Annotated in this window: 19 protein-coding genes and 1 tRNA gene; 13 read left to right on the top strand and 7 right to left on the bottom strand. The window is 62.5% G+C overall.

Going from position 1 to position 18,336, the window contains the following annotated elements:
* Positions 1-289: 289 nt before the first annotated feature.
* The 3 genes from ACZ9EJ_RS02295 (at position 290) to ACZ9EJ_RS02305 (ending at position 3,457) form a co-directional block, all read left to right on the top strand.
* Positions 290-2,068 (top strand): ABC transporter ATP-binding protein/permease, encoded by a 1,779-nt coding sequence (locus tag ACZ9EJ_RS02295; RefSeq protein ID WP_046629179.1) that lies wholly within the window; start codon positions 290-292, stop codon positions 2,066-2,068.
* A gap of 1 nt (position 2,069) precedes the next feature.
* The gene (locus tag ACZ9EJ_RS02300) at positions 2,070-2,792 is read left to right on the top strand and encodes a DUF1003 domain-containing protein (RefSeq protein WP_080955685.1); all 723 of its coding nucleotides are present in this window, start codon (positions 2,070-2,072) and stop codon (positions 2,790-2,792) included.
* Between the two features lie 167 nt (positions 2,793-2,959).
* Entirely contained in the window at positions 2,960-3,457 is a 498-nt protein-coding gene (locus ACZ9EJ_RS02305; RefSeq protein WP_046639551.1) for a hypothetical protein, read from the top strand.
* A 66-nt stretch (positions 3,458-3,523) separates the two neighbouring features.
* Here ACZ9EJ_RS02305 and ACZ9EJ_RS02310 read toward each other — a convergent pair whose 3' ends face one another.
* Together ACZ9EJ_RS02310 and ACZ9EJ_RS02315 are read right to left on the bottom strand one after the other, a co-directional pair.
* Positions 3,524-4,234, bottom strand: coding sequence for an alpha/beta fold hydrolase (locus tag ACZ9EJ_RS02310; protein ID WP_046639552.1), 711 nt, complete (start codon positions 4,232-4,234; stop codon positions 3,524-3,526).
* A 145-nt stretch (positions 4,235-4,379) separates the two neighbouring features.
* Entirely contained in the window at positions 4,380-6,449 is a 2,070-nt protein-coding gene (locus ACZ9EJ_RS02315; RefSeq protein ID WP_046639553.1) for an ATP-dependent helicase, read from the bottom strand.
* Between the two features lie 323 nt (positions 6,450-6,772).
* Between ACZ9EJ_RS02315 and ACZ9EJ_RS02320 the strand changes: the two genes are divergently transcribed.
* From ACZ9EJ_RS02320 to ACZ9EJ_RS02335, 4 genes are all read left to right on the top strand, one after another.
* Positions 6,773-7,786: an iron ABC transporter substrate-binding protein gene (locus ACZ9EJ_RS02320; RefSeq protein ID WP_046639554.1), complete on the top strand. Its 1,014-nt coding sequence runs from the start codon at positions 6,773-6,775 to the stop codon at positions 7,784-7,786.
* Between the two features lie 71 nt (positions 7,787-7,857).
* The gene (locus tag ACZ9EJ_RS02325; RefSeq protein ID WP_046639608.1) at positions 7,858-9,426 is read left to right on the top strand and encodes an ABC transporter permease; all 1,569 of its coding nucleotides are present in this window, start codon (positions 7,858-7,860) and stop codon (positions 9,424-9,426) included.
* Positions 9,423-10,472 carry an ABC transporter ATP-binding protein gene (locus tag ACZ9EJ_RS02330; protein WP_046639555.1) on the top strand — a complete coding sequence of 350 codons (1,050 nt, stop codon included), beginning with the start codon at positions 9,423-9,425 and terminating at the stop codon, positions 10,470-10,472. Before ACZ9EJ_RS02325 ends, ACZ9EJ_RS02330 begins: the two co-directional genes overlap by 4 nt.
* Before the next feature lie 92 nt (positions 10,473-10,564).
* A complete protein-coding gene (locus tag ACZ9EJ_RS02335; RefSeq protein ID WP_046629195.1) occupies positions 10,565-10,738 on the top strand; it encodes a DUF1328 domain-containing protein in 174 nt (57 codons plus the stop codon).
* A 222-nt stretch (positions 10,739-10,960) separates the two neighbouring features.
* On the opposite strand, the gene ACZ9EJ_RS02340 is transcribed toward ACZ9EJ_RS02335, so the two are convergent.
* The 3 genes from ACZ9EJ_RS02340 to cpdR1 all read right to left on the bottom strand — a co-directional run bounded on the left by ACZ9EJ_RS02340 (position 10,961) and on the right by cpdR1 (position 11,913).
* Positions 10,961-11,200, bottom strand: coding sequence for a hypothetical protein (locus ACZ9EJ_RS02340; protein ID WP_046639556.1), 240 nt, complete (start codon positions 11,198-11,200; stop codon positions 10,961-10,963).
* A 170-nt stretch (positions 11,201-11,370) separates the two neighbouring features.
* A tRNA-Val gene (locus ACZ9EJ_RS02345) sits at positions 11,371-11,445 on the bottom strand.
* 105 nt (positions 11,446-11,550) lie between these two features.
* Entirely contained in the window at positions 11,551-11,913 is a 363-nt protein-coding gene (cpdR1, locus tag ACZ9EJ_RS02350) for a response regulator CpdR1 (RefSeq protein WP_037077221.1), read from the bottom strand.
* A 184-nt stretch (positions 11,914-12,097) separates the two neighbouring features.
* Between cpdR1 and ACZ9EJ_RS02355 the strand changes: the two genes are divergently transcribed.
* Both ACZ9EJ_RS02355 and hisN read left to right on the top strand, forming a co-directional pair.
* On the top strand, positions 12,098-12,982 hold the full coding sequence (locus ACZ9EJ_RS02355; protein WP_046629199.1) for an N-formylglutamate amidohydrolase: 885 nt from the start codon (positions 12,098-12,100) through the stop codon (positions 12,980-12,982).
* Positions 12,983-13,328: 346 nt separating this feature from the next.
* Positions 13,329-14,108, top strand: a complete 780-nt coding sequence (hisN, locus tag ACZ9EJ_RS02360) for a histidinol-phosphatase (RefSeq protein WP_046639557.1) — start codon at positions 13,329-13,331, stop codon at positions 14,106-14,108.
* 22 nt (positions 14,109-14,130) lie between these two features.
* Here hisN and ACZ9EJ_RS02365 read toward each other — a convergent pair whose 3' ends face one another.
* A complete protein-coding gene (locus ACZ9EJ_RS02365; RefSeq protein WP_046639609.1) occupies positions 14,131-15,099 on the bottom strand; it encodes an alpha/beta fold hydrolase in 969 nt (322 codons plus the stop codon).
* A 220-nt stretch (positions 15,100-15,319) separates the two neighbouring features.
* Here ACZ9EJ_RS02365 and ACZ9EJ_RS02370 point away from each other — a divergent pair, with 220 nt between their 5' ends.
* The 4 genes from ACZ9EJ_RS02370 to mazF all read left to right on the top strand — a co-directional run bounded on the left by ACZ9EJ_RS02370 (position 15,320) and on the right by mazF (position 17,269).
* Positions 15,320-15,703 (top strand): YciI family protein, encoded by a 384-nt coding sequence (locus tag ACZ9EJ_RS02370; protein ID WP_046629203.1) that lies wholly within the window; start codon positions 15,320-15,322, stop codon positions 15,701-15,703.
* Between the two features lie 352 nt (positions 15,704-16,055).
* A complete protein-coding gene (locus ACZ9EJ_RS02375) occupies positions 16,056-16,538 on the top strand; it encodes an Hsp20 family protein (RefSeq protein ID WP_046629349.1) in 483 nt (160 codons plus the stop codon).
* Between the two features lie 153 nt (positions 16,539-16,691).
* Positions 16,692-16,934, top strand: a complete 243-nt coding sequence (locus tag ACZ9EJ_RS02380) for an AbrB/MazE/SpoVT family DNA-binding domain-containing protein (protein ID WP_080955686.1) — start codon at positions 16,692-16,694, stop codon at positions 16,932-16,934.
* The gene (gene mazF / locus ACZ9EJ_RS02385) at positions 16,931-17,269 is read left to right on the top strand and encodes an endoribonuclease MazF (RefSeq protein WP_046629207.1); all 339 of its coding nucleotides are present in this window, start codon (positions 16,931-16,933) and stop codon (positions 17,267-17,269) included. The genes ACZ9EJ_RS02380 and mazF overlap by 4 nt, the downstream gene beginning before the upstream one ends.
* A gap of 16 nt (positions 17,270-17,285) precedes the next feature.
* On the opposite strand, the gene ACZ9EJ_RS02390 is transcribed toward mazF, so the two are convergent.
* Positions 17,286-18,287 (bottom strand): bile acid:sodium symporter family protein, encoded by a 1,002-nt coding sequence (locus tag ACZ9EJ_RS02390; protein ID WP_046639559.1) that lies wholly within the window; start codon positions 18,285-18,287, stop codon positions 17,286-17,288.
* Positions 18,288-18,336: the final 49 nt, after the last annotated feature.

Consider the following 18,336-nt stretch of genomic DNA (forward strand, 5'->3'; position numbering starts at 1 on the left):
GCGATCCGTGGAGCCCCTCCCTCTTGTGGAGGAGGGTTGGGGATGCCACCACCACTTTACATCCCGGATGCGATTGTCCCGCCGTATCAACGGGGTAGGGAATGCCGCGCACTCCCCGGATCATCCCTGCTGCGGGCTCCGCGGCGACGAGCTGCTCAATTTTGGTGGGGTAGGGTGAGGAATTGCGATTGCGTCATCATATAGGGGGAGCCGATCCCCTCGAAGCTGCGCAAGCCGCAAACGCATGCTAAGTTAGGGGTGACGAGGGTGTTTGCAGGAGTCGCAGTAGATGTCGCAGAATTCCGAAGGTGTAGTGCCGGCCTTCGAACTTTCCCTGGGTGGTCAGCTCCGCATGATGGGCAGAGCATTCTGGAATGCGCCGGTGCGCAATCGCGTTCTGGTGCTGATCGTGGCGCTGCTCCTGGTCATCTTCGCAACCACCTATGCGACATACCGATTGAACGAGTGGAACGGGCCGTTCTATGATGCGCTGGAACGGCGCGACATGCCGGAATTCCTAAACCAGCTCGTCGTCTTTGGCGTCATCGCCTTTTCGCTGACCCTGCTCAACGTTGTCCAGCAATGGCTCAATCAGATCACCGCGATGCGGATGCGCGAGGGGTTGGCGCGCGATCTCGCCGACGTCTGGCTGAAGCCCGGCCGGGCGCTGAAGCTCGCCGGGGCCGGCGCGATCGCCAACAATCCCGACCAGCGGCTTCACGAGGATACCCGCATCCTGGCGGAAAACACCACGGCGCTGGCGATCGGGCTCGTCAACTCCACCATACTGCTCGCGAGCTTCATCGGTGTCCTCTGGGCGATATCGTCGGATTTCGTCTTCCATTTCGGCGGCCGCACCATTTCGATCCCCGGCTACATGGTTTGGACGACGATCCTCTATGCGCTGCTGGGTTCGGTGCTGAGCAACGTGGTCGGCAACCTGCTGCCGCGGCTCAATGCCGAGCGTTATGCGCGCGAAGCGGACCTGCGCTCAGCCCTGGTGCGCGCCAACGAGAACCTGAAGCCGATCGCGCTGGCGCGCGGCGAGGCGAACGAACTCACCCGTGTGCATTTCGCGATCGACGGGGTGCTGGGCATGCTGCGCAAGCTTGCCTGGGCGCTCGCCAATCTCACCTGGGTGTCGGCCGGGTTCGGCTGGCTGGCGCTGGTGGCGCCGATCATCATCGCCTCGCCGATGTATTTTTCGGGCGAGCTTTCCTTCGGCGGGCTGATGATGGCTGTCGGCGCCTTCAACCAGGTCAACCAGGCGCTCCGCTGGTATGTCGTCAACTTCAGCGTCATCGCCGACTGGCGCGCGACGCTGAACCGCGTCTCCTCTTTCCGCAACGCGCTGCTGCTCATGGATACGCCGGCCAAGAAGGGCGGGGTGATCGCCTATCGCGAGGCCCAGCAAGGCGAGGGCATCAGCCTTTGCGGAATTACCGTTTATGGCGAGCCCGATCTGGCCGAGGCGGGACACGGGGTGCGCGTGGTGGAAGGCGATTGTGCCATCAAGCCGGGCGAACGGGTGATGGTCAACGGCGATCCGGGCGCCGACCGGCATCTGTTCTTTCAGGCGCTGGCAGGCATCTGGCCTTGGGGGCGCGGCGAGATCGGCCTGCCGCCCGTGGACAGCATGATCATGATGCCGCAAGACGGATACCTGCCGACGGCGACGCTGCGCGAGGTGATGATCTCTCCCGCCGGACTGACCGGCGCCGATGACAAGGCGCTGAAGCAAGCCCTCGAAAAGGTCGGGCTCGGCCGTCTCGTGGGCAGGCTGGACGACGTGGAGCGCTGGGACCGGCTGCTCGACAAGGACGAGGAGGCATCGCTCGCGATCGCCAACGCGTTGCTGCGCAAGCCGGCCTGGCTGATCATGGACGACGTGCTGGAAGGCCTGGAGCCGGAAACCCAGGAACGGCTGCTGAACGTGCTCAGCCGTCTCGACGGCGTGACGCTCATCTATATCGGCCGTTCGGAAGAGTTCCGGGCCAAATTCTCGCCGCGCCTCTTCCACCTGTCGCCGCTTCACGCGCATGCGAAGAAGAAGAAGGAAGAGGCATGACATGGGCAGGCATATGACGTCCGCCAAGACCGGACAATGCATCGTCTGCGGCCGCACCTTTCCACTCTCGAAAATGCACAGGACCGGATATCTGCGCCCACATCTGGCCGAGATGATCGTCGAGGAGGTGAAGGACTGCGATGAGAACAGCCTGATCTGCGACGAGGACCTTGCCCGTTTCCGCCGCCGCTACGTGGAAAAGCTCCTCGATGAGGAGCGGGGCGAGCTCTCCGAACTCGACCGGCGCGTGCTCGACAGTTTCGAGAGGGGCGCCTCGACGGTTCAGAAGAGCGCTGCCAGCCTGCTCGAGCGCAACCCCACCTTCGGCGAGCAGGTGGCCGACAAGGTCGCCTCCTTCGGCGGCTCCTGGACCTTCATCCTGAGCTTTCTCGGCGTGCTGGTCGTGTGGATGGCGGTCAACGTCGTTGGCCTGTTCACGGTCCCGTTCGACCCCTATCCGTTCATCCTGCTCAACCTGGTGCTCTCGTGCCTGGCGGCGCTGCAGGCGCCGGTCATCATGATGAGCCAGCGGCGGCAGGAGGAAAAGGACCGGATGCGCTCGGAGAACGACTACATGATCAACCTGCGCGCCGAACTGGAAATCCGCCAGCTCCACGAAAAGATCGACCACCAGATGGCGCATCAATGGGAGCGGCTGGCAGAAATGCAGCAGATCCAGATCGAGCTTCTGGAGAGGCACGGCGGCGGGCGCAGCCCGAGCTAGGCTCGCCCGCGGGAGTTCGAAGAGGACGGCTGCAACCCCCAAGAATAACCTTGCGGAATTGCCGGCTTTTTGAACGTTTGCTCCACCTATTCTTAAAGAGCTGTGTGCTAAACGGTTTTCGCCGCTGGTTGAAGCATCTGCGGTTCCCAACCTTTCAGGATTCCCAGATGAAAAAAACTCTTCTTATTGCCATGCTCGTCCTCGCCGCTCCCATGCTGGCTGAGGCGAAAACACTCAAGTTCCCGAGCGATGCTCCGATCGCCAGCATCAAGATCCCCGACAGCTGGAACCCGAAGGAAACCGACACCGGCGTCGATGCCACGTCCAGTGACGATGCCGTCTATCTTTCCGCCGATGTCGCGGAGCTGAAGTCGATGGACAAGACCGTTTCGGAGGCTATCGATTTCCTGAAGGAGGTTGGCGTCACCGTCGATCCGAAGACGCTGAAGGAAACTCCGGTCGAGGAGTTCAACGGCATGCAGATGACCACGCTCGATTGGGACGGCAAGGACGAAAACGGTCCGGTGAGCGTCGGGCTTGCACTGATCCAGACGTCGCCGACCAAGGGTCTCGTCGTCACCTATTGGGGAACCAAGGGCGACGAGGAAAAGCACCAGAAGGAACTGGTCGACATCCTGTTGTCGATCAAGCCGATCGTAAACTGATACGGAAAGCGGCGGCGGTTGTTTCCGCCGCCGCTTTCGGTTTCGCCGGACTGACCGGGCGAAAAGTCAGCCGATGAAATCGTGGATGATCCGGGCGACCTGTTCCGGCATTTCGAGCTGCAGCATGTGGCCGCTCGGCACTTCCATGGATGCCCAGGACGGATCTGCGCTGACCCTGGCGTAGATGCCGGAGAAGATTTTCGACTGGTCGATACTGGCCGAGACGTAAAGCCTTTTCGTGATCTTCCGATAGTCACCCGAGAGCTTGATCTTCTGGATCATCGTCGCGAACGGCTGCGGCGAGCGGCTGGTCATGTAATGGCGCAGATGTTCCGGCACGCGGGTCGTGTGACGGGCAGGGGGCGGCACCGCGATGCCGCCGAGTTCGCCGGCCATGGCGAGGTTGGCAAGCGCCACTTCCGGACCGAGCAGATCGAGCGCCGACTGGCCGTTTTCCGGCAGGAAAGCGTCGAGATAGGTCAGGGTACGGATGCGGGCCGCGAAACGGTCGGCGACGCCCGTGATCACCATGCCGCCATAGGAATGGCCGACGAGGTCGAATTCTTCCAGGCCTTCCGCTTCGATAAGGCCGCAGACGTCGCCGATATGGGTGTCGAGATTGATGGCGCCCGAAAACAGGTGGGTTCGTTCACCGAGCCCGGTGAGGCTCGGCACGAAGACCTGGTGACCCATGCCCCGCAGCAGATCGGCGACCGGCGTCCAGCTCGCGCTCGACCCCCAGGCACCCTGAACCAGAACGATTTTGCGACTGGTCATTCATCCCCTCCCGATATCGTCTGACTGCCACATCGAGGTCGGGTTGTTCCATCCAGTGCAGTCAGAGTCAACGCGACAGCGGGGGGACACGCGAGTTCAGTGCCATACCCGTCGTTCCGGTGGAACTGATCCTCTCTGGGGCAGCCTAACGCCACATGCCGCGCATGCGGGCGGTGACGTCGATGCGGACCTGGTGGCGGGCCTGGCGTTCGGCGTCGGACATCGGCGCCACGACCGGCCAGGCGGCGGTTTCGAAGAATTGCAGCAAGGTGGCTGGGATGAAGCGGGTGCGGGCGGCGTAGACGTGCCGGTCGCCCTGCGACGCCTGGCCGTGGACGAAAAAGCGCTGCGGCGTCATCAGGTGCAGATGGTCTTTCGCGCGCGTCATCGCGACGTAGAGGAGGCGGCGTTCCTCCTCGATCTCGGCGGTCGAGCCGACGCCGAGGTCGGACGGGATGCAGCCGTCGACGCAGTTCAAGAGGAAGACCGAGCGCCATTCCTGGCCCTTGGAGGAATGGATGGTCGAGAGGATGAGATAGTCCTCGTCGAGCAAAGGCGTGCCGGATTCGGCGCTGGTCGCATCCGGCGGGTCGAGGGTCAGTTCGGTGAGGAAGCGTTCGCGCGACGTATAGCCCGAAGCGATCTGTTCGAGCTGCAGCAGGTCGGCCTTGCGGGTTTCGGCATCCTCGTGGATGCGGATGAGATGCGGCTCGTACCATTGCCGGGCAAGGCCGATTTCGGAGGGCCAGCCTGCGCCCCTTCGGACGGCGGCGAGCATGTCGACGAAGGCGGGCCAGTCGGCGCCGGAACGCGGCGGCGCGGGGATTTCCTGCAACGCCGCGAGCGGTTCCGGGTCGGCTGCGATGGCGTCGAGGATTTTTCCAGCCGTCTGCGGGCCGATGCCGGGGATCAACTGCATCAGCCGGAAGCCGGCGACACGGTCGCGCGGGTTCTGGGCGAAACGCAGCGCGGCCAGCATGTCCTTGACATGGGCACTGTCCAAGAACTTCAGGCCGCCGAATTTCACGAAGGGAATGTTGCGGCGGGTGAGCTCGACTTCGAGCGGGCCGGAATGGTGCGAGGAGCGGAACAGCACGGCCTGCTGTTTCAGCGTCATGCCGGTTTCGCGGTTTTCGAGGATTTTTTCGACGATGTAGTTGGCCTGTTCGGTCTCGTCCTTGACGGCGACGAGGCGGGGGCGCTCCTCGGATTGGCGGTCGGTCCAGAGGTTCTTGGTGAAGCGCTCGCGGGCAAGATCGATGACGCCGTTGGCGGCGGCGAGGATCGTCTTGGTCGAGCGGTAGTTGCGGTCGAGGGTGACGATATTGGCCGGCGGATCGAACGTGTTCGGGAAATCGAGGATGTTGCGGATCGTCGCGGCGCGGAAGGAATAGATCGACTGGGCGTCGTCGCCGACGACGGTGAGCCCGATGCCGCCGGGTTTCATCGCCATCAGGATCGACGATTGCAGGCGGTTGGTGTCCTGGTATTCGTCGACGAGGACATGGTCAAAACGGTCGCCGACATCCTCAGCAATCGCCGGTTCGCTCATCATCTGCGCCCAGTAGAGCAGGAGGTCGTCGTAATCCAGCACGTTCTGGGCTTGCTTCGCCTCGACATAGGAGGCGAACAGTTCGCGCAACTGCTGTTCCCAGGTGGCGCACCAGGGGAAATGCAGTTTCAGCACCTCGTCGAGCGGCGTTTCGGAATTTACGGCGCGGGAATAGATCTGAAGACAGGTGCCCTTGGTCGGAAACCGGTTCTCGGTCTTCGAGAAGCCGAGTTCGTGGCGCACCAGGTTCATCAGGTCGGCGGAGTCCTCCCGGTCGTGGATGGTGAAGTCGTGGTCGAGGCCGATCTGGTCGGCGTGGAGGCGCAGCAGCCGGGCGCCGATGCCGTGGAAGGTGCCGGCCCAGGCGAGCGCGTCGGTCATGATACTTGCATTGGCACCCAGAACCTGGGCGCAGATGCGCTCGACGCGGCGGCCCATCTCTGAAGCGGCGCGGCGGGAAAAGGTCATCAGCAGGATACGGCGCGGATCGGCGCCCGAGACGATCAGGTGCGCGACGCGATGGGCGAGCGTGTTGGTCTTGCCGGAGCCGGCGCCGGCGATGACCAGCAACGGGCCGGCCGCGCCGCCGTTCGGTACGTCGGAGCCGTGCTCCACCGCGCGCCGCTGCGCGTCGTTCAGCTTTTCCAGATAAGCAACAGCCATGCCCGTTCCCGATGTGTTCGAATTAGCCATAGCTGATTCGTGCGCCTGCGCGGAAATCCGCGTTGGCACGTCTGCGGCAAGTCGCCAACTTGCCCGCGGGCCGGAACATTGCGACGATGCCGCCAGCGTCATTCTCGCCCAAGTACAATTTGCATGCCAAGAGCCGGTGCCGCGATCAATTCGCGTCCGCGTCTGTATCCGTTTGTATTTTAAACGTAAATCACGCTTTCGTTACGCCTGCCATGCAAATAAACTTGACCATAAATCTCTGCTTTGGTTATGAGGGGGCTCGTCAAATTCCTGACTCTCTTGCGGAGGCGACCTTGAGAACTTCATTCACCTTGGCTGCGGGCGTTGCCCTGGCCTTTTCCGTTCTGTCCCTGTCATCGCCGGCTTCGGCGCAGGTGGCCGACAGTCTCACCATCTATAACGCCCAGCATGAAGGGCTGACCAAGGAATGGGTGAAGGCCTTCACGGAAGAGACCGGCATCGCGGTCACCATCCGCCAGGGCAGCGACCTCGAAATCGCCAACCAGATCGTCCAGGAGGGCGCCAATTCCCCGGCCGACGTGTTCCTGACCGAAAATTCGCCGGCCATGGTGCTGGTCGACGGCAAGGGTCTTTTCGCGGCGGTCGACAAGGCGACCCTCGACCAGGTTCTGCCGGGTTTCCATCCGGCCAACGGCAACTGGGTCGGCATCGCTGCCCGCTCGACCGTTTTTGTCTATGACAAGACCAAGCTGGCGCAGGACAAGCTGCCGAAGTCGATGCTCGACCTTGCCAAGCCGGAATGGAAGGGCCGCTGGACGGCATCTCCGTCGGGCGCCGATTTCCAGGCGATCGTCGGGGCGCTGCTGCAGCTGAAGGGTGAAGAAGCGACCGCCGCCTGGCTGAAGGGCATGAAGGAAAACGCGACGCCGATCCGCGGCAATTCGACGGCGATGAAAGCGGTCAACGCCGGCCAGTTCGAAGGCGCGCTGATCTACCACTACTACTATTTCGGCGACGTCGCGAAGACCGGCGAGAACACCAAGAACATCGGCATGCATTATTTCAAGAACCAGGATCCGGGCGCCTTCGTGTCGATCTCGGGCGGCGGCGTCCTCGCCTCCTCCAAGCACAAGGAACAGGCGCAGGCCTTCCTGAAGTGGGTCACCGGCAAGGGCGGCCAGAAGATCCTGCGCGACGGCACCTCCTTTGAATACGCCGTCGGCAAGGGCGAAGCTTCCAACAAGATGCTGACCCCGATCGCAGACCTGGCAGCCCCGAAGGTCGAGCCCTCGACCCTCAACAACGCCAAGGTCACCGACATGATGACCGCCGCCGGCCTGCTCTAAAAGCGGTCGATAACAGTTGCATGGAGACATCGCAGGGCGTACCTGCGATGTCTCGTATTTTCGGACCGGCAATGACTTCCACCACAGATACCAGGGTCTCCATCGCGCCGCGACACCGCCTGACGGCGGCGTCGTCCTGGACGCTGACGATCGCGGTCGTGGTGGCCTTGCTGGCGCTCCTGCCGCTCGGCTTCGTGCTGTGGGCAGCGGTGGTGACCGGTTGGGACATGGCCTCGCAGCTGATCTTCCGCTCTCGGGTCGGCGAGCTGTTGGCCAATACCGTCCTGCTCGTCATTTTCACTATTCCGATCTGCGCCGTGCTCGGCGTTTCGCTCGCCTGGCTGACGGAACGCACCGACCTGCCGGGCGCGCGGTTCTGGTCCTGGCTCTGCGTCACGCCGCTTGCCGTGCCCGCCTTCGTGCATTCCTATGCCTGGATCGGGATGTGGCCCGGTTTCAACGGCCTTCCCGCCGGCGTGGCGATCTCGGTCGTCGCCTACTTTCCGTTTCTCTATCTTCCGCTTTCGGCCGCCTTCCGGCTGCTCGACCCGGCTCTGGAAGACCAGGCGGCCTCGCTGGGGCTGGCGCCCTTCGCCGTCTTCCGGCGCGTCGTGCTGCCGCAGCTCCGGCTTGCCCTTTGCGGCGGCGCGCTGCTGATCGGCCTGCATCTGCTGGCCGAATACGGTCTGTTCGCGATGATCCGCTTCGACACGTTCACGACCGCCATTCTCGACCAGTTCCAGTCGACCTATAACGGTGTCGCGGCCTACATGCTGGCACTGGTGCTGGTGCTCTGCTGTTTCGTGCTGCTTGGTCTCGAGGCTTCGCTGCGCGGGCGCAGCCGCTATGCGCGGCTCGGATCCGGAGTCGCCCGCCGGCCGAAGATCGCACGGCTCGGCCGGTGGAAATATGTCGCTCTCCTGCTGCCGGCTGCGACCGCCGCCTTTGCGCTCGGCATTCCGGTGCTGACGCTCGGGCGCTGGTTGATCGCCGGCGGCGCCGGCGTGTGGCAGGTCGACGAGGTTGGGCTGGCGCTGTGGCAGACGCTTGTCATCTGCCTGATCGGCGGGATCGTCACAACCGCCGCCGCCGTGCCGATCGCATGGCTCTCGGTGCGCCGGCCGACCCGCGCCAGCCGCTTCCTCGAAGGCTGCTATTATCTCGCAAGCTCGATGCCGGGCGTCGTCGTGGCGCTGGCGCTCGTCACCATCACCGTGCGGGTCATGCTGCCGCTCTACCAGAGCGTCGTGACCATCGTGCTTGCCTATGTGGTGATGTTCCTGCCGCGCGCGCTGGTGAGCCTGCGCGCCAGCATCGCGCAGGTGCCGGTCGAGATCGAACAGGCGGCGGCGAGCCTAGGGCGTTCGCCGGGCAATGCGCTGCTTGCGACGACGATCCGGCTTGCGGCACCGGGGGCTGCGGCGGGCGTGGCGCTCTCCTCGCTCGGCATCATGAACGAACTGACCGCCACCCAGATGCTGGCGCCGAACGGCACACGCACGCTCGCCATGGCCTTCTGGGCGCTGACCGGCGAGATCGACTATGCGGGTGCTGCGCCTTATGCGGTGCTGATGGTCGCTTTCTCGCTGCCGCTCACCTTCCTTCTCCATCACCAATCGAAAAAGATCGCCGGGCGATGACGTTTCTTACCCTGACCTCCCTGCGCAAACAGTATGGCTCCGTCGCAGCCCTCGACGGCATCGACCTGTCGGTGACGGCCGGCAGCCGCACGGCGATCGTCGGGCCTTCCGGCTGCGGCAAGACCACGCTTCTGCGCCTGGTTGCCGGCTTCGATGCGCCGGATGAGGGCCGCATCGTGTTCGCCGGCCAGCAGCTTGCCGACGCTCGCTCCCAGGTGCCGGCGCACAAGCGCGGCATCGGCATCGTGGCGCAGGACGGCTGCCTGTTTCCGCATCTGACGATCCGGCAGAATATCGGTTTCGGGCTGGAGGCGGAGGCCTCGGTGAAGGATGCCCGCATCGCCCAGTTGATGGACATGGTCGGGCTCGATCCGGCCATGCTCGCCCGCAAGCCGGACCAGCTCTCAGGCGGCCAGCAGCAGCGCGTAGCGCTCGCCAGGGCTCTTGCGCGCAAGCCGAGGCTGATGCTGCTCGACGAGCCCTTCTCGGCGCTGGATACGGGTCTGAGGGCCGCCACCCGCAAGGCGGTGACCGATGTGCTGAACGCCGCCGGCATCACCACGCTGCTGGTGACCCACGATCAAAGCGAGGCGCTCGCCTTCGCCGACCAGGTGGCCGTGATGCGGGCGGGGAAATTCGCGCAGGTGGGTTCTCCGCGCGAGGTCTATTCCAGGCCCGTCGACGCGGCGACGGCGGCCTTCCTCGGCGAGGCGATCGTGCTGCCGGCCGATGTTGCCGACGGGCGGGCTGAGAGCCCGCTCGGGGTCCTGCCGGTCGATGACGTCGCCTATCGCGGCAAGGCGGAGATCATGCTGCGGCCGGAACAGATCACCGTCACGCAGGCCAGGGCTCAGAATGGTGGCGACGGGGCTGTCGGGACGATTGCCGAGATCAATTTCTGCGGCCCTACCTCGGATGTCAGGATCGCGCTCGGTGGGGATCCGCAGGGCTTCTCCTTCCGGCTCGACATCCCGAGCCGCGAGACGCTGGTCCCCGGCGATCGGGTGATGATCGTCGTGGCGGGGACGGCGCATCTCTTCCGGTAGCCCGGTCTTCTCACCGCAAGGTCTTGGGGTCGTCGGGAACCCTGGAACATTTCTTCGCGTTATCGGACCATCAACGTGAAGGAAAAAATTCCATGCTGAAATGGGCTCTCATCTTCCTGGTCATCTCGCTGATTTCCGGTTTCCTCGGCTTTTCCGGCGTTTCCGCCGCGACGGCTTCGATCGCGAAAATCCTCTTCTTCATCTTCCTCGTGATCTTCCTGGTTTTCGTCGTGCTCGCGTTTGTGGCCGGCAACGCGATTCTCTGATCACCGGGCGTGAACCGCGAGAAACCGGGCGAATCAGTCCCCCAAAAACAAAAAAGCCCCGCCGAAGGTCGGGCGGGGCAAATTGGGGAAAATCCGCATCAATGACGCGGTGGGTCGCATTTGGCACATTCCATGTCGTGTTACGAGGCTGGTTCCGGCCGATTCGGTACGCTCGGCGAAAAAAGATGAACAGCAGGAACTGCCGCGCGGAAACCGCGGCCCTCAGGGGCGCGACGGATGTTTCTGGGCGAAGACCAGCAGCTTCCAGATCACGGGCCCGAGGACGGAATGTTCGTGGTGGATCTGCGGGATGGCCGCGTCCTTGTGCACGACGATTTCGTCGCCGCAGGTCTTGCAGCGGTAGATGCCGGCATTCGGCACCTTCTGTCCCGGCATCCAATCCTTCTCGAAGGCCGGTGCCTTCGTCTGGACGAGATGCTCCGAATTCTTGAACTGCGCCATCTTCGCCTCCTTGATGTCGTAACACCATAACAAGCGCAGATGACCAAATCGCCAGCAAGGCTGGTGAAGATTTTCGGGCGAAAGTGCGCCGTTTTGGAACGATCAGGTTAAGGGAGGGATCAGAAACGAAGAAATCCGCCGAAGCGGATTTCTCAACGTTTTGAACTGGATGGTGGGCGTGACAGGGATTGAACCTGTGACCCCTACGATGTCAACGTAGTGCTCTCCCGCTGAGCTACACGCCCATCCGTGGCGGCGCATAGACCATAGACTGGTCGGGCCGTCAACAGGTTTTTGCCATGAAATGCGAAGGTTTTTTGAAGGCCTTGCAGATCAGGGCTTTCGGGGCCTCAGGCCGCCAGAAGCTTGTTCACTTCGTCCACCAGATCGCGCAGGTGGAAGGGCTTCGACAGAACCTTGGCGTCCTTCGGGGCCTTGGAATCGGAGTTCAGCGCGACGGCTGCGAAACCGGTGATGAACATCACCTTCAGGTCCGGGTCGAGTTCGGTCGCCCGGCGGGCGAGTTCGATCCCGTCCATTTCCGGCATGACGATGTCGGTCAGGAGCAGCGAGAAGGGCTCTTCGCGCAGGCGATCATAGGCGCTCGCGCCGTTGTCGAAGGACGCAACCTTGTAGCCCGCCTTTTCAAGCGCCTTCACCAGGAAACGACGCATGTCGTTATCGTCTTCGGCGAGAAGGATTTTCTGAATCATCTCCAGGACCGTTATCCAATGCAAATTTTTAGAGTTGTCGGTATCTCTTACACTGCCTACACGCGGTAAACATCCGTTTAATGAGGGTGCAAGAGGATTTGGTAGGGTATAGATAGTATGGACTTCGCCTCGGGCAACTGGCAACATGAGTTCCAGAACAAGTTCGTGACATGGTAAAGGCAGGATGGATTGCAACGCGGGTGATTTTGAACACTTCGAAGTGAGGGAGCCCGCCACGCAGACTATCCCCTTCGTCTTCAATTCGCCTCACAGCGGCAGCTTCTATCCGCCCGAATTTCTCGCCGAGAGCGACCTCGATTCGCTCTCCATCCGCCGCTCCGCAGACCACTATGTCGACGAGCTTTTCGCCGATGCGCCGGAACTCGGCGCGCCGCTGCTTCTCGCCCATTTCCCCCGCGCCTATCTCGACGTCAACCGCGAGCCCTACGAGCTCGATCCGCGCATGTTCGACGGACCTTTGCCGCCTTTCGTCAATATCGGCTCGATGCGGGTCGCGGGCGGGCTCGGCACGATCCCCCGGATCGTCGCCGAAAACATGGAAATCTATCGCCGCCGGCTGCCGGTCAACGAGGCGCTGTCGCGTATTGAAACGATCTACAAGCCTTATCACGCCTGCCTTCGCAAGCTGATCGCCCGCACCCATGCACGCTTCGGGCTCGCCATCCTGATCGACTGCCATTCGATGCCCGGCAATATCAGGCTGTCCGGTTCGGACGTGCGGCCCGACTTCATCATCGGCGACCGCTACGGCACCAGCGCGTCTGCCGAGCTTTCACGGGCGGCGATGCAGTTCCTCGACGGCATGGGATTTTCGGCGGTCCGCAACAAGCCCTATGCGGGCGGCTTCATCACCGAACATTACGGACGGCCGGTGCGCGGCCTGCATGCGCTGCAGATCGAGATCAACCGCGCGCTTTACGTTGACGAGATGACGCTTGCCAGGCGACCGGAATTCCCGATGGTCGCGGCCGCCCTTTCCACCTTCATGCGTCAGATGGCGGACTTCGTCGTCGATTTCGCCGGCGACAGCGCGCTGGCGGCAGAATAGTCCGTTTGGTTTTCCACAGGTTTGATCGTTTGCCGGCGGGTTGGCAGGCTCGCGCGCTCGATCGCGGGCAAAAAAAACCGCGCTTGTGGGCGCGGCTAAGTCTAGGGAGGAAACACCCAAGGAGGGTATTTACAGTCAAAGACTGTGCATTGAAGCTACGAGTGCGCTGCACAAATGTCAAGCAACTTTTTTAGTTGCTTAAATATGCGCCATTTTTAGGCGGATTGCTGAGATTTTTGGCAGCGAAAGATCATTTTTTGATTTTCTGCGCATTCGGCTCGAATCCGGTTCCATGCTTCGGGCGGGTGTTTTAGAACAGGTCTTCATTCGAACAGCGGATTTCCCCATGCTTCCCGATCGCGACTTCTTCGATGCGCTTGCCGCCGCCGCCAAGGCCGAGACCCTGCCGCGCTTCCGCACCGGCCTTTCCGTGGTCAACAAGGAGCAGGGCGGGTTCGACCCGGTGACCGAGGGCGACCGCGCTGCTGAGACGGCGATCCGGGCGCTGATCACCGCACGCTTTCCCGAACACGGCATTCTCGGCGAGGAGCATGGGAATGTCGGCCTCGACCGCGAGCATGTCTGGGTGATCGATCCGATCGACGGTACGCGCGCCTTCATTTCCGGCCTGCCGGTCTGGGGCACGCTGATCGGCTTCCAGTCGAACGGCCGTGCCGCGATGGGGCTGATGGACCAGCCGTTCATCGGCGAGCGTTATTTCGCCGACGGCACGAATGCCTGGTATTCCGGTCCGGATGGCGAGCTGCAGCAGATTTCGGTGCGCGACTGCGGCAGCCTTGCCGACGCCACCCTGTTCACCACCTCGCCGCATATCTTCGGCGGCGACGATCTGGCGAAATACCGTTCGGTCGAGGAGAAGGTGCGACTGTTTCGCTATGGCTGCGATTGCTACGCCTATGTCCTGCTCGCCTCCGGCCATATCGACCTCGTGGTCGAGAACAACCTGAAGCCCTACGACGTTGGAGCACTGATCCCGATCATCGAGCAGGCGGGCGGCATCATCACCACCTGGGACGGTGGCCGCCCGGAAAACGGCGGCAATATTCTTGCAGCGGGCAGCAAGGCCGTGCATGCGGAAGCCATGAAGCTGCTTTCCGGCAAGTAGGGTTACAGAGCAGGTCGAAGGATCACGCGGCTGTCTCGGAAAGCCCGAAACCGCCATCCTGGCCCGGCATAAATGCTTCGATCGCCGCAAGCCCCTGGGCGCGGTAGATGTCCCTGTCGTGAAACAGCTCGTGGCGCGCGCCGTTGATGGTGATCAGCTGGCCGGCACGGAAATTGCGCGACAGTTCCTCCTGCGCCGCATAGGGCACGATGGAGTCGAGGACGGGAGCAAGGATCAGGGTCGGTATGGTGATCCTGGTCAGATGCGACTGCGACGACACGCGCCGCGCCGCCTTGAATGTCTCATGCAGCCAGCGGGCCGTCGGCGGGCCGATCGTCAGCTCCGGATGGGCTGCGGCGATCTCGGTGTTACGGGCGAAACGCTTGGGGTCCGAGCTCAGCGGATTGCCTTCGAAGGCGCGATTGCTCCGGTCGGCGCCCATCGAGAGGCCGCCGAAGCCGGTCCAGCTTGCCAGGCCGGAGAGCGAACGGATCAGCCCTTCCGGCACGCCTTGGCCGGAAAGCGCGATATAGGGGGCGGCGAGCGCCATCCGGTTGATACGGTTCGAAAGGCGCGGGGCGGCCGAGAGCGCGATCAGGGCGCCGGTCGAGTGAGCCACCAGGAAGAAGGGCAGGCGGGCATCCGGCAACACGATGTGTTCGAGGAATATTTCGAGATCCCGCTCGTAATCGGAAAAGCGCCGGACATGGCCCTTGCGCGTGTTTTTCGTCAGCCGCTGCGAGCCGCCCTGGCCGCGAAGGTCGAAGGTCGCGACCCACAGACCCATGGCGTTCAGGTCCCGGATCGTCTCGAAATATTTCTCGATGCACTCATTGCGGCCCTGCATGAGCACGACGGTGCCGATCGCCGGCGACATCCCGGAGCGAAACAGGCCGTAGCGCAGCCTGGTGCCGCGATGGCCGGTGAAATAGCCGGCCGTGTAATTGGCCGGAGCCGGATTGCCCGGTGTCGGGTGGAGAATGTCGTCGATGGAATCTGCCGCTTCGTTCATGCCGGCCAGCGTCAGCCAGCGGCGGCGGGACGTCAAGGAAAAAGCGCGGCCGAGGAAATCGGAGGGCTTGCACGCCGCCGGTCAAACATGTGTATTCGGACGCATTTACAGATTTCCGGATATCCGTCGGTCCGCCCGAGCATGGGAGTGTGCGAGGAGGTGGATTGCGCCAGTCGAGGTATTTGAAGGGAGAGAAGCCATGTATTACGCGATCCTTGCCTATCACCAGGAGGGAGTGGTCCAATCCTGGACCGAGGAGGAGGATCGGGCGCTGATGACCGATCTGCTCGCGATCAATGACCGCCTGGTTGCGCAGAAATCCCTCGGACCTGCCGCGCGGCTCGGGCCGACGGAGCAGGCCGTGACCTTGCGGGGCAAGGGCGAGGGCATGGTCATCGACGGTCCGTTTGCCGAAACCAAGGAGCAGCTACTCGGGCTCTACGTGGTGGATTTCCCGACGATCGATGGAGCCATTGCAGCGGCGCGAGACCTGCGCCGGGCCAACCCGACGGCGGTCTACGAAATCAGGCCGATCCTGCTCTATCTGCCGGGGGCAGCCCTGGAGACGCAGAGCGAGGACTAACGGGTTCTTCAGTAGGAAAAAGAAGCCGGAATCGCGGGTCTAGGGATACCCAAAGCGATTCCGGCAATTGATGACCGAAGCGAAGGGACGAATGAAGCTTCGGTCGAGAGAGACAGTCTGCCTTCCACTGTCTGTTCTATCAAAACGATCCTGAACCGGCCCGAAACGCGCTGTTCATGTCGGGTTCACGCGCAAAACCGCGCCGGCAAGTGGGCTCTTGAAGCCACGGAAATCAATCCCCATCTGAACTCTGCGGGCGCCACAAAGGGTCCGCTGAACGGGACCGCATCGCCAATGAAGGGATGCGCAAACCCAGATGAAAACCGCAACGTCGCTTCCCAAGGAGGACTCCATGCGTCACGTCGATTTCTCGCCCCTTTATCGTTCCACTGTCGGTTTCGACCGTCTTTTCAACCTGCTCGACAATCGCGGGCCGGCCGATCAGACCCCCAGCTATCCGCCCTACAATATCGAGCGGACTGGTGAAAACACCTATCGCATCACCATGGCCGTTGCCGGTTTCGACGAAAAGGAACTGAGCCTCGAAGCTCATGCGAACGTGCTGACCGTGAAGGGTGAAAAGAGCGAGGACGAAACCGCTGCCGACCAGAGCGAATATCTCTATCGCGGCATCGCCAAGCGCGCCTTCGAGCGCCGCTTCCAGCTCGCCGATCATGTCGAAGTGCAGTCCGCTTCGCTGAAGAACGGCCTGCTCCATATCGACCTTCTCCGGAACATTCCGGAAGCCATGAAGCCCCGTCGCATCGCGATTGCCGCAGACGCAGTCGCTCCGAAGACGATCGAGGCTCAGGTCACCCCGCAGCAGGTCAACTAACCCGCTGCCGGGTTACCGGCCGATATATGTGAGTATGCCCAATGCGGCCCTTCCTCTTGGGGGAAGGGCCGTTTTTCCTTTTTGTGGCGGAGTAATTGACCGGCGCGGCTTACGTCTCTATTGTATCGACAATGTTTCTACATGGAGCGACCCTTGCGCGTCACCGTCAAGAAATGGGGCAACAGCGCCTCCGTGCGCATTCCCGCTGCCGTCATGGAGGCGGCACAGCTGCAGATCGATACGGTCGTGGATGTGTCGGAGGAAAACGGCCGGATCATCATCGAGGTGGTGCGGGAGGCAGAGCTCGATCTCGACCAGCTCATTGCCGGGATGACGCCCGACAACCTCCATGAGGAAGTTGATTTTGGAGCGCCTGTCGGCAAGGAAGCCCTATGACGCCTGCGTCCTATGTTCCGGAGGCGGGCGATATCGTCTGGCTGGAGTTTTCTCCGCAGGCGGGACATGAGCAGGCCGGGCGCCGGCCTGCTGTCGTATTGAGTCCTCAAAGTTACAATCGCTTCGGCTTGATGCTGTGCTGCCCGATGACCACGAAGCGGAAGGGGTATCCTTTCGAAGTGGCGATCGGCGACGATGGAGACAGCACGGTCCTTGCGGACCAGGTGAAGAGCCTCGACTGGAAAGCGCGCAATGCGCAGCGCAAGGGCCGGGTTTCCGCCCGGGAGCTTTCCCAGATCAGGGCCAAAGCAGGTGCGTTGATCGGCAAGCCTTGATCAAGGCCGCCGACCCTCAGGCCGCAACCGGCGCCGTTACGGCTTCCTTCTTCGCCTTCAGGCGGTTGGCATATTTCTGGGCGATAACGGCGCAGGCCATGAGCTGGATCTGGTGGAAGAGCATCAGCGGCAGGACGATGGCGCCGATCGAGGAGGACTGGCCGGCGAAGATGGCGTTTGCCATCGGCACGCCGCTTGCGAGCGATTTTTTCGAGCCGCAGAAGGTGATGGTGATCTCGTCTTCCTTGTTGAAGCCGAGTGCGCGGCTGCCGAACATGGTGATGCAGAGCACAACTGCCAGAAGCGCCATGTCGACCAGGATGACAACGCCGATATCGAGGGCCGAGAAGGTGTGCCACAGGCCTTCCATGACAGCTTCCGAGAACGCCAGGTAGACGACCATCAGGATCGAGCCGCGGTCGACGGGGGCGAGCATCTTCTTCTTGGAGCGGATCCAGTTGCCGATCCAGGGCTGCAGGATCTGGCCGACGACGAAGGGGGCGAGAAGCTGCAGCAGGATGCTTTCCAGCGCATCCCAGGAAAAGCCGGCGTCGCCGGTGGTCGAGAGCAGGATGCCGGCAAGCAGCGGCGTCAGGAACATGCCGAAGATGTTGGAGCCGGATGCGGCGCAGATCGCTGCCGGTACGTTGCCGCCGGCAATCGATGTGAAGGCGATCGAGGACTGCACGGTCGAGGGCAGTACGCAGAGGAAGAGGATGCCTGCATAAAGCGGCGGCGCCAGGATGTCGTCCGGAATGAAGCCGATCATCAGCCCGAGGATCGGGAAGATCGCAAACGTCGTCAGCAGGATCGTCAGGTGCAGGCGCCAATGCAGGATGCCCGCCACCACGACATCGCGCGACAGGCGCGCGCCATGCAGGAAGAACAACAGGCCGATGGCGATATCGGTCGCGACGTTGAACCAGTCGGCATAGACGCCGTGGATCGGCAGGACCGAGGCGAGGATGACGGTGCAGACGAGAAGGACCGTGAAGCGGTCCGGCAGAAAACGGCTCATGGGCGGATTCCTCGGATTTGAGGATTTACCCCTCCCTTATCATGAAGCA

It is taken from the genome of Neorhizobium sp. USDA 3394 (genome assembly GCF_056280385.1).